Raw genomic sequence first — 11,546 nt, 5'->3', positions numbered from 1 at the left:
ACACCATGGTGACGACGCGACCGCTGCGCCGGATCAGTTGGTCGTTCGCGGCCGACGGCGGGCACGCGGCGTGTCTGGCCACGCCGGGCGACGGCACCTGGCGGGTCGAGTCCTGGTCGTTGCGGCCCGGCCGGGCCAGTGGCGCGCTGCCGGTGGGCACCGGGGCGCCCGAGCGGCTGCACAGCCAGTTGCTCGCGCTGCCGGACGGCCGGGTGCTGATCTGCCGACACCAGCCCGGCCGGCACGAGTTGGTCCTGCTGGAGGCCGACGAGGCGGGCAGCGAACGGCACTTGAGCACGGTTCGGCTGCCCGGCCTGCGGCTGCTGCCGTCCCCGGGTCCGGACGCGCTCGCGCTCGCGCTCGGGGCCGACACGACGCCGTCCACCACGGTGTGGCTGGTCCGCGAGGACGGCCGGTTGGACCCCGTGGCCGAGTTGTCCGGCCTGTACGGCGGCGGGGTCCGACTCGAACCGGACGGCCGACGATTGGCGCTGGACCAGGTGCGCGACGGCCGGATCAAGACCGTCGTCCTCGACTTCGAGACCGCCACGGTGCGGCCCTTCCTGGAACTGACCGAGGCCAGCAACGACCGGCTGTTGCTGGCCGATCCGGGCGGCGGCCTGCTGGTCATCGCGAGTGACGCGCCGGGCGGCGACCGGCTGGGCTGGATCCGGCTGCCCGCCGACCGCGCGCAGGCGCCGGGGCGGGTGCGCTTCCCGGAGCTGGTACATCTGCCCGACGCGGCGGTGCGGCCGATCGCGATCGCGCCGGACGGCCGCCGGGTGGCGCTCCAACTCGATCGGGGCGCGATCTCGCGGCTGGCGGTGTGGACCCCCGAGGACGGCACGCTGGTGGAGGTCGCCACGCCGGACGGTTGTCTGGGCGCGGTCGGCCGGTGGACCGAACAGGGGCTGCGGATCCCGTACTCCGCGCCGGATCGGCCCAGTTGCCTGGCCCGGCTGGACCCGGATCGGCCCGGCACGTGGCGCCAGGACGGCGAACCGGGCCCGTTCATCGGGTTCGACGACGCGGCCCGGCCGGTCTGGCGCCCGGCCCACCTGGAGCTGCTGGTCGGCGGCACGGGGCCGGTCGAGTCGATCGTGTACGGCGGTCCGGACTGGCGCGCGGCCGAGCACGTGCTGCTCGCCCTGCACGGCGGGCCGGCGGCGGCGTGGCGGTTCGAGTTCGACCCGCTGTTGCAACGGCTCGCGGCGGCGGGCATCGCGGTGGTGGCGCCGAATCAGCGCGGCAGCACCGGGTACGGCGCGCAGTTCGCCCGCGAGTTGCACGGCGCGTGGGGCGGCCCGGACCTCGCCGACGTGACCGCGATCGGCCGCACGATCGGCGCCGAGCGGGCCGCCTTCGGACTCGCCCCGCCCGCTCTGTTCGGGGTCAGCTACGGGGCCTATCTCGCGCTGTTGGCCGCCTCGTTCGCGCCGAACGTGTGGTCGAGGTGCCTGGCCGTGGCGCCGTTCCTGTCCGGACCACGGTTGATCGCCGAGGCCTCGGTGCCGATCCGGGCGCTGATGACCAGACTCGGTGGCGACACCGAGTACGCCGACGAACAGGGGCCGCGCGACGTGGTCGCGGTGTGCGATCGCATCGCCGTACCGCTGCTGTTCGTGCACGGCGACCGGGACGACACCATCCCGGTCGGCCAGTCCCGGACCCTGCGCCACACCCTGCTCGGCCGCGGCCGGGTCGAGGGCACCGAATTTCGCTACCTGGAGCTTCCCGGTCTGGGCCACGACGTCCTGACCGGGGATGGGGCACCCGATCTCCACGCCCGCCTGACCGGTTTCCTGCAAACCGGCCGGGTGTGACGACAGGGGGGAACCGCCCCGCACCACCCGTCGCGGGCGACCGCTCGCGACGGCGGCACCGTCCCGAAGGAGAATCACCATGGAGCACATCGAGACCGACCTCGCGGCCCTGCAGCAGCTCCCCGAGACCGAGTCGGTCGAGCTGGGCGGCCACGGCGGCAACGGGTGTCAGTTCACCTGCCTGCTCGTCACCTGCCTGATCTTCACGATCAGCTAACTCCGGGATCGCGTCGCCGGCCGGTTGGGCGGTGTGCGCGTCGACGGACCGGCATCCGTGCGGTGAACCGTTGTTCGCAGCGGTGAGTCGGTGGTCGAGGAGCCGGTGGTCGAGCCGGTAAGTACGAACCCGGGACCGGGAGTTCCTGCCGGAATCAGGAGCTCCCGGTCTCGGGCCGATCCTCAGCATGGCAATCGCGGCCGGTTCCGGGCGGGCGGCACGCCGCTCGTGCTTCCTTCCTTCTTCGTCTCCTGGTCTTCGTCTCTCCTTCTTCGTCGTCCTTCTTCGTCGCGACGGCGCCGTTCGGGCGCCGCCCCGTTCCACGGTCCGCGCACCCGAGGAGTCATGCTGTGGCCGATGTGCCGATAGCCACGCAGACCACCCCGAAGCGGGTGGACCGCACCGGCACCGGGTTCCGTGCCGCGCTGCGCACCGCGCCCGGGGCGACCCTCACGCTCGCCTTCGCCGTCCCGGCCGGGTCGATCGCCGCGTTGTTGTTGCCCGCGGCCGTCGCCGGCTCCGTGGACGCGGTGGTGCGCGGCGACTCCGCGACGGGACCGACCGTGCGGCTGGTGGCCGTACTGGCGCTGGGGTTGCTCGCGGGTGTGCTGGCCGAGATGGCCGGTCCCGGATTGGCCGCCGACCTGACCGCGCGGTTGCGCCGGCGACTGGCGGTACAGGTCACCGATCTGGGCACCGGCGCGCGGAATCCTTTTGCCGCCGGGGATGTCACCTCCCGGCTGGTCGGCGCGGCGCCCGACGCGGCCGGCCTGGTCCCCTCGCTGCTCGGCACGCTGGGCGCGCTGGTCACCTCGATCGGCGGCATCGTCGCGCTGGCGCTGATCGATCCGTGGCTGGCGGTCGGCTTTCTCGGCGGCCTGCTGCCGGGGTTGCTCGTCGTACGGCTGTTCATGACCCGCGCGACCGCTCTGTTCACCGATTACCAGGTGGTGCAGAGCGGCCTGGCCGCCCGGCTGACCGACGCGCTCGCGGGGGCCCGGACGATCCGGGCCTGCGGCACGCGGGATCGCGAGATCGCTCGGATCCTCGCCCCGCTGCCCGAGTTGTCGGCCGCGGGCCACGGCTTGTGGCGGGCCCAACGCAACGCGGTCGCCCAGGTGTTGCTGCTCGCGCCGATGGTCGAGTTGACCGTGTTGTCGATCGCCGGCCGGCTGCTCGCGGAGGGGCGGATCCCGCCCGGCCAACTGGTCGCGGCGGCCGGGTACGCGGCGCTGGGACTGGGCTTCCTGGAGCAGGTCGAGGCACTCGTCGGGGTCGCCCACGCGCGGGCCGGGCGTACTCGGGCTGCGGAGTTGCTCGCGGTCGAGCCGGCCGGCTACGGGACGGCACGCACACTGCCGCCGGGGCGGGGCGAGTTGACCTTCCGGCGGGTGAGCGTGCGGGTGTCGGAACCGGGTCGGGACGCGGACCGGGTGGTGCTGGACGGGATCGACTTGACGGTGCCGGCGGGCGCGTGTGTCGCCCTGGTCGGGGTGTCCGGTTCGGGCAAGTCCACGCTGGCCGCGCTGGCGGGACGGTTGCGCGAGCCGGACGAGGGCGAGGTGCTCCTGGACGGGATGCCGGTGACCCGGTTGGCGCGCGGCGAATTGCGACGCGCGATCGCGTACGCGTTTCCGCGGCCGGTCCTGGTGGGCGCGGATCTGGCGGGGGCGCTCGCGTACGGGCGGCCCGGGGCGGATGCGGAGACGGTGACGGAGGCGGCCCGGATGGCGTTCGCGGACGACTTCGTCCGTCGGCTGCCGGCCGGCTACGCGACCCGGACCCAGGGGCTCGCGCTGTCCGGAGGCGAGGTGCAACGGCTGGGTCTGGCGCGGGCGTTGGTACAGGACGCGCGGGTGCTGGTGTTGGACGACGCGACCAGCGGCCTGGACACGGTCACCGAACACCACATCCACGAGGCGTTCCGCACCGGGCTCGCGGGCCGCACCCGACTGGTCGTCGCCCACCGCGCGACCGCGGCGGCCGGCGCGGACTTCGTGGCCTGGCTGGCCGCGGGCCGCATCAAGGCGATCGGCACCCACGCCGAACTCTGGAGCGACCCCGCCTACCGCGCGATCTTCACCACCCGCGTCCCCGACCCGAACACGACCCGATGAGGCACGGGGTCACATGACCGACGACACCAACGAACCTCCGCCGAACCGCCACCGCCCCACCGAACCCGAACCCCGGAACGAGCAACACGGCCACCCGGCACGAACGGAACACGCGGCGGACAGGGTCACGCGAGCCGCCTCGGACGGACCGCCGGGACGCGTGGCGATGGAAGGCGGCCCTGCGCGGGAGCCGCTGGGCGCGTGGACGGGATGTGCGGCAGAGGTGGGCGACACGGACCGGAGAGCACCGGGCGAACGAACGGGGAACGTCGCGCCGGGACGCGGGGCGGCAGGGGAGGCCGCGGGCGGCATACGGACGGACTGGACACCGGAGGTGGGCGGCGCTCTGCGGGACGGTTCGGGTGAGTGGGTTGGGCGCGCGGCGATGGCAGGCCCGCCCGAAGCCGACAGCGGGCAGGACGCCTCGGGTGAGCGGGTAGGGCACGCGGCGGATGCCGACGGCCGGCAAAGCACCCTGGATGGGCAGGCAGGGCGCGCGGCGGCGGACGGCGACGGCCGACAAGGCGCCCCGGATGAGCGGACGCGGCGCGTGGCGGCGGACGGCGGGGCGGCGATGGCGGGCGACGCGTTGCGGGACCGCCCGAGCGAATGGGCAGGGCGCGCGGCAGTGGCAAACGCGGCGGATACCGACGGCCGACAAAGCACCCCGGATGAGCAGGCGGGGCGCGCGGCGGCGGATGGGGGCGGCGGGCAGGGCACCCCGGATGAGCGGACGCGGCGCGTGGCGGCGGACGGCGGGGCGGCGATGGCGAGCGGCGCGTTGCGGGACGGCGCGAGTGAATGGGCGGGGCGCGCGGCGGCGGAGGGCCGGTCCGGCGAGTGGGCTTGGTGTTCGGCGGTGACCGTGCACGCGGCGCGCTCGGCGCTTCCAGGGAATGGGCAACGGGCGTCGATCGCCGCCGAGGACAGCACGGAGCCCGGCGATGTTGCCGAGGCCGAGGCCGAAGGGGGAAGCCGGATGACCGACGACGGGCCACAGGACGACCGAACCACGGAGCCGAACCCCGCCCCGGAACGACCCACCGGGCGACGCCGACGCGTGGTGGTCCCGGTATGGAACCCGAGTCGACGTCGCGCCGAACCGCCGGCCCCTGAGGGTCCCGAGGAGGTATCCCGTCCGGCTCGCGGCTCGGTGGGGAAAGGCTCGCGTAGGGAGCCGGGGTGGGACCCGGACCCCTCTCGTGCCTCGCACACCACCGGCCCGGACTCCGGCGATGCTCCGGCGACCGAGGCCCCCGACCCGCGTGTTCGGCGGTGGCGCTCCCGAGCCGCACGAGGGCGGAGCGCTCGGCGACGGGCGACGTGGGCAAGCGGGGCCCCGGAGACGAACACGGCCTCCTCGTGCGGGCCCACCAACGGCGGTGAAGGCACGGAGACCCCCGGCGAGGGCACACGCCGGCACGTGCCGTGGGCGGACGCGGACCCCGTGCCGAACGAAGACTCGTCCCTCGCTCCCGAAGACGACAGTGGCGCAGCCCCGGCTCCCGGTCGAGCCGGACGCCGACGACTGGTGTGGGCAGGCACCGGCCCGGAATCGGAAGAATCCCCTGCGGTTGCACCGGGGGACGACACAGACGCAGCTGCCCTCTCCAGCAGGAGCCGCCGACGGCGCCTGCCCTGGGCAGGCGCCGCCCAGGAATGGCAAGGACTCCCCGCACCGGCACCGGAGGAGCAGCCGGACGCGGCTCAGCCCCCCGGCCGAAGTGGACGACGGCGGCGGGTGTCCGGAGCAGGCGCCCACCCGGAATCGCAAAGACTCCCCGCACCTGCACCGGAAGAGCACGCGGACCCGGCCGAGACGCCCGACCGGAGTAGGCGACGACGTGTGGCCTGGGCAGGCACGGACCCGGGATCACAAGAACTCCCGGCATCCACAACGCAGGACAACATGGACCGGGCCGAGGTCCCCGACCGGCATGGGGAACGGCGCCCGTCCCGGGCAGGCGCGGACCCGGAATCGAAAGAACTCACCGCACCGGAACCGGAGGACGACGCCGACTCGGCTCAGCCCCCCGGCCGAAGTGGACAACGGCGGCGCCGGGTGTCCGGAGCAGGCGCCCACCCGGAATCGCAAGAACTCCCCGCACCGGCACCGGAAGACGACACGGACTCGGCTCAGGCCTCCCACCGAAGTGGACGACGGCTGCGCGTGTCCTGGGCAGGCGCGGACCCGGAGTCGGAAGAACTCCCGGCAACCACAGCCGAGGAGCACTCAGACGTGGCCGGGACCCCTGGCCGGAGTAGGCGACGACGTGGGCCATGGGCGAGCACGGGCCCGGAATCGCAGGGGTTCTCCACACCCGCGACGGAGGACGACGCGGACACGGCTCAGACCCCCGGTCGGAGTAGGCGACGGCGTATCTCGTGGGCGGGTGCGGAAGCGGAAGGGCTCTCGGCCGCGCCGGAGGAGGACGCGGACGCGGACGAGACCCCCGGCCGGGGTGAGCGGCGGCGGCGGATGTTGTGGGTGGGCGACGGCCCGGAGTCGGGAGGATTCTCCGTGCCTGTGCCGGAGGAGCACGCAGGCACGGCAGAAACTCCTGGTCGTAGTGGGCGGCGGCGGGTGTTGTGGGTGGGAGGCGGAGCGGAGTTCGGGGAAGACTCGGTGCGGGCGGACGCGTACGCGGCTGCGACGACCGAACCCGTCGCTCGCGGGCGCCGATGGCGGACTCGGGGGGCCAAACGGTCGAGTCACCGGGCCACCGTGAACGCCCCGCCCACCGGCGGGCCCTCGGCCGAGCTGCCTCGATGCGATGCGCCCCCGGCTGCGGGGATCCCGACGCAGGCTCCGACCCGCGGCAACCCTGGCACCACCGTGAACGCCCCGCCGACCGGTGGGTTCGGGATCGAGTCGTCTCGATGCGATGTGCCCTCGGCCGTGGGGATCCCGGCGCGGGAGCTGCCGAGTGGCGAGCCGGGCGCTGCCCTACACACCCCGCCCGTGACCGAGCCGTCTCGACGTGACGTAGCCCCGGGCGCCGCGAACCCGACCCACGTGGACACCCCACCCACCGGCGGCGCCGCGATCGAGCGGCCTCGATGCGATGCCCCTTCGGCCGCGGAGATCCCGGACCGTACTCCGCCCAGCGGCAGCCCGGGGACTCCCGCACACACCCCGCCCTCGATCGAGCCGCTCCGACGCGACGTGTCCTCGCCGCTGGGTCCGGTTGATGGTCCGTCGGGCGACGGCCGTGTTGGCCGTGGTGGGCCCGCTCGGCATCGGCGGCGTGGCGGTGGTGGGCGTCAGGACGGAGGTGGCTCTGGCGTGCGTGCGGCCCGCTCGTGGTGGGGACGGGGACGAGCGATGGGCGTCCGCGATGGTGATGGTGCCGCGGACGACGCGGGACGCTCCCCCGGCAACTCCTCGCACGGGCTTGGCGACTCCCCTCAAGGGTCCGACAGCTCTCCGCAGATGCCCGAGAACTCCGCACAGCCAAGCGGCGGTCCCGTGCCCGGGCTCGGCAGTTCCATTCATGGACCCGGCAGTTCCACACCCGGATCGGATATTTCCCCGGATGGGCCAGGCAACTCCTCGCATGGATCCGGCACCCATCTGCATGGGCCCGACACCCCTCCGCCCGGGACAGGCAACTCTGCGTCTGGGTTCGGCAGTTCCCCGGACAGGGCCGGCACCCGTCCACCCTGGCCGGGAAGTCCCGCGCACGGACCAGGCAGTTCCACGCCCGGGTCCGACATTTTCCCGCATGGGTCGGGCAACTCCGTGCTCGGATTCGACACATCCCCGCACGGACCCAGCACCTCCGCGCCCGGACCCGACGCTTCCGCACATGGACCCGACACCTCCGCGCACGGATTCGGCACTTCCCCGGATGGACCCGGCATCCCCCCGCACGGACCCGGCACTTCCCCGCACAGGCCTGACACCTCCCCGCCCGGGCCAGGCACCCCCGCGCCCGGACCCGGCACTTCCCCGCACGGGCCTGACACCTCCCCGCCCGGACCCGGCACCCCCCTGCCGGGGCCAGCCACCTCCACGCACGGGCCAACCTCCCCGCCCGGACTCGACACCTCCCCGCCCGAATCCGGCGCCTCCCCGCGCCGGCCCCGCAACTCCCCCCAAACCCCCCGCGTCCCCCGACCCCGCCGGCGGCACAGTGCCGGCCCCTACGGTGGTGGGTTGCGGGCCGGGCAGGCGTTGTTGGTGGGGTTGTTGCGGGCGCGGCGGGCGGCCTTGGGGCGGGTGCTCGGGTGGTCGGTGGCGGAGGGGATTCCCGCGCTGTTGTCGGGCGCGTTGCTCGCCGCCGCGCTCGATCGCGGGTTCCTGGCCGGGCGGCTCGGTGTCGGGTTCGTGCTGCTCGGCATGCTCGCGTTGGCGATGCTGATTCGGGCTGCCGCCACGTACGCGATGTTCCCGCACCTGGCGGCCGTGGTGGAGCCGATCCGGGACACCCTGGTGCGCCGGGTGGTGTCCGACGCCGTGCTGGACGCGACGTCCGGGCATCCCGGCGCGGGGATGCGCGCGGATGCGGCGGTGGCCCGGCTGACCGAGCAGGTCGAGAGCTGCCGCAACCTGACCGCGTCGCTCCTGCGTACGCTGCGCCAGCTCGGCGTGACGATCGTGGCCGCGCTGCTGGGCCTCGCCGTCCTCGCGCCCATTCTGCTTCCGCTCGTGTTGATCCCCCTCGGCCTGGCCACGTGGTTGTTCGTACGCCTGCTGCCGCCGCTGGCCCGGCGCCGGCGCGCCCTCGTACTCGCCGACGAGGAGATCGCCGCGCACACCGGTCGCACCGTCGCCGGTCTGCGGGACGTGGTCGCGTGCGGCGCACAGGAGCGTGTCGTGGCCGAACTGGGCGCCGCCGTGGACGCCCGCGCGCGCGCCGCCAAGCTGCTCGCCCGCGCCTCCTCGCTACGGCTGCTCGTGGTCGCCCTCGGCGGCCAACTCCCGCTGCTCGCCGTGCTGATCGCGGCGCCCTGGCTGGTCCGCGACGGCACCCTGAGCACCGGCGAGGTGGCGGGTGCCGCGTTGTACCTGGCCCAGCACCTGGAGCCCGCCGTGCGCGCCGCGACCGCGACCGTGGGCGGCTGGTTCCTGGAGCTGCTCGTGGTCGCCGGCCGCCTGGCCCAGACGACCGACCCCGCGCCGATGCCCGCCGCCCGCCCCGCGCCCGCCCCGTCCGGCTCCGGTGGTCTCGTCCTGGACCGGGTCACCTTCGGCTACGGCCCGTTCGCCGAGCCGGTCGTCCGCGACCTGACGATGACCGTCTCCGCCGGTTCGCATCTGGCGGTGGTCGGCCCGAGCGGCATCGGCAAGTCCACCCTCGCCGCCCTGCTGGCCGGCCTGCTGGCGCCGGATCAGGGCACCGTCGCCCTGGCCGACACCCTGCTCCCGAACTGGCCCGAGCCCGCGCTGCGCGCCACGATCGCGGTGGTCCCGCAGGAGGCGTACGTCTTCGCCGGATCCGTGCACGAGAACCTGAGCTACCTCGACCCGGACGTCGCGCGCGCCGATCTGGACCGCGCGGTGCGCTTGGTCGGCGCGGCCGAACTGATCGCCCGGCTCGGCGGCTACGACGCGCGGATCGCCGACCCGGGCGCGCTGTCCGCCGGCGAGCGCCAGCTGATCGCGCTGGCCCGGACGTACCTGTCCCCCGCTCGCTTCGTGATCCTCGACGAGGCCACGTGCCACCTGGACCCGCCCACCGAGGCGCTGGCCGAGGCGGCGTTCGCGACCCGCGCGGGCGCCCTGGTGGTGATCGCGCACCGGATCGACTCGGCGCGCCGCGCGGACCACATCCTGCTCATGGACGGCAACCGGCCGACGCTGGGCACCCATCACGAACTGCTCGCCGAATCGGCGCTCTACCGCGATCTGGTGGGCACGTGGGAGCAGCGGCCGACCGACCCGGTCGGCTGGTTCGAGCGCAAGCCCGCCCGCACCGAGGAGAACGCGCGGGGCCGGGTCCGACGCTGACCCGACCCGATCCCGCGCGCCCCGGGCCGTCGTGACTCGGGCGCGTCCCACACGCCGACTCAGGCGCCCTCTCGGGCACGTCCCACGCACCGACTCAGGCGCCGTCCCACGCGCCGTCTCGGGCACGTCCCACGCACCGACTCAGGCGCCGTCGAGGATCTCGGTGAAGCCGTACGGCTCGTGCGGGCCGAAGAACAACTGCTCGGCCACCCCGACACCCACCCGACCCGCGCCGGTCAGTTCGGTCACCCGGATCACCTGCTGCTGGTGCTGGCGGTCGAACTGCAGCGGGTCGACCTTGTCCAGCTCCCAGCTCTCGTAGCCGACCTTGAGCTCGCCCTGCCAGACCGCGTGGCCCCATTCGGAGTGCAGGTAGCCCAGGCCCGCGAGCAGCCCGCGGGTGCCGATCGGCTCGATCCGGTAGGCGAACGGCTCGCCCGCGCCGTCGGTCATGTGGAACTCGCCGCCCTGGATGCGCCGGGTGCCCGGGACCCAGGTGAGCGCGTGGTGATGCGGCGTCAGCTTCTCGAACACCGGCTGGTCCTCGGGGACCGGAACGTCCGCCGGGTCGGGCAGCGTGCCCAACGGTGTCGCGGCGACCCGCTTGCCGTCCACGTGGTACATGTGCCCGTCCGCGCGCTCGAAGGAGGCCCACAGGCTGACCTCGTCCGCCCAGTGGATCGGCGTCCACAACCACAGGATCGGATTGAACGGCTTGGGCGCGCCGCCCTCACGCTCGCCCACCGGCCGTACTCCCCACGAGCGGTCCCGGGTGCCCAGGGTGGTCGCCGGGTCGATCTCCAGGATCCGGCCGCCGGGCAGCGTCACCGTCCCCGACCACACGCCGAGCTGGGTCAACCTGGTCGAGTCCATGATCACGTGGTGCCCGTTGCGGGTGGTGGTGCGCTCCTCCTCGATCGCGGCGGCGCGCGCGGTGAAGGTCAGATCGCAGCCCAGCCCGTGCTCGTTCGGCTCGACGTACACCCGCAGCACCTTCAGCGGCGTGCGCACCTCGATCCCGACCGGGCCGACGGTGAGGTCGAACCGGTCCAGCGGCGCCCGGCGGGACGCGTGCAGGCTGTGCTGGACGCCGTCCACGCTGATCGTGAAGTGCGCGTCGGCGACGAACCGGTTCGGGTACAGGCCGTGCGAGAACGCGAAGTAGAACGCGCCGTCGCGGTCGTAGCCGTTGAACCAGTAGCGGTCGTACGCGTTGCGGTCCGAAGTGGCGGGCGTGGCCACCGGCTCGGGTGTCTGGTGGATCGGGAAGTCGTCGGCGGAGGTCAGCACGGGGAACCCCTTCTTGGTGCGGTACGAGAGATGCCCCTCGTAGCGGCGGCCGGCCGGCCGCGGCCCGATCGCGGTGATCCGCGCGGAGCCCTGCGCGGCCGCGTCACGACACGTGTCAACGGTGTGGGCGAAAGCGGGGCCGGGGG

General features: G+C 74.3%; 5 protein-coding genes. 4 read left to right on the top strand and 1 reads right to left on the bottom strand.

From position 1 onward, the window contains the following. Positions 1–5: 5 nt before the first annotated feature. The 4 genes from OG948_RS25950 (at position 6) to OG948_RS25935 (ending at position 10,110) form a co-directional block, all read left to right on the top strand. Entirely contained in the window at positions 6–1,823 is a 1,818-nt protein-coding gene (locus OG948_RS25950) for an alpha/beta hydrolase family protein (RefSeq protein ID WP_406300340.1), read from the top strand. 79 nt (positions 1,824–1,902) lie between these two features. Then, positions 1,903–2,040 carry a VenA family class IV lanthipeptide gene (locus tag OG948_RS25945; RefSeq protein WP_020549100.1) on the top strand — a complete coding sequence of 46 codons (138 nt, stop codon included), beginning with the start codon at positions 1,903–1,905 and terminating at the stop codon, positions 2,038–2,040. A 350-nt stretch (positions 2,041–2,390) separates the two neighbouring features. Beyond that, positions 2,391–4,157: an ABC transporter ATP-binding protein gene (locus tag OG948_RS25940; protein WP_406298754.1), complete on the top strand. Its 1,767-nt coding sequence runs from the start codon at positions 2,391–2,393 to the stop codon at positions 4,155–4,157. 4,159 nt (positions 4,158–8,316) lie between these two features. Next, positions 8,317–10,110: an ATP-binding cassette domain-containing protein gene (locus OG948_RS25935; RefSeq protein WP_406298753.1), complete on the top strand. Its 1,794-nt coding sequence runs from the start codon at positions 8,317–8,319 to the stop codon at positions 10,108–10,110. A gap of 141 nt (positions 10,111–10,251) precedes the next feature. Here OG948_RS25935 and OG948_RS25930 read toward each other — a convergent pair whose 3' ends face one another. Continuing rightward, positions 10,252–11,400: a hypothetical protein gene (locus OG948_RS25930; protein WP_395869451.1), complete on the bottom strand. Its 1,149-nt coding sequence runs from the start codon at positions 11,398–11,400 to the stop codon at positions 10,252–10,254. Between the last annotated feature and the right edge of the window lie 146 nt (positions 11,401–11,546).

The sequence above is a fragment of the Embleya sp. NBC_00888 genome (assembly GCF_045207655.1).
GTDB lineage: Bacteria > Actinomycetota > Actinomycetes > Streptomycetales > Streptomycetaceae > Embleya.
The sequence above is the reverse complement of the archived record's forward strand: the minus strand, read 5'-3'. Positions and strand labels throughout refer to the sequence as shown.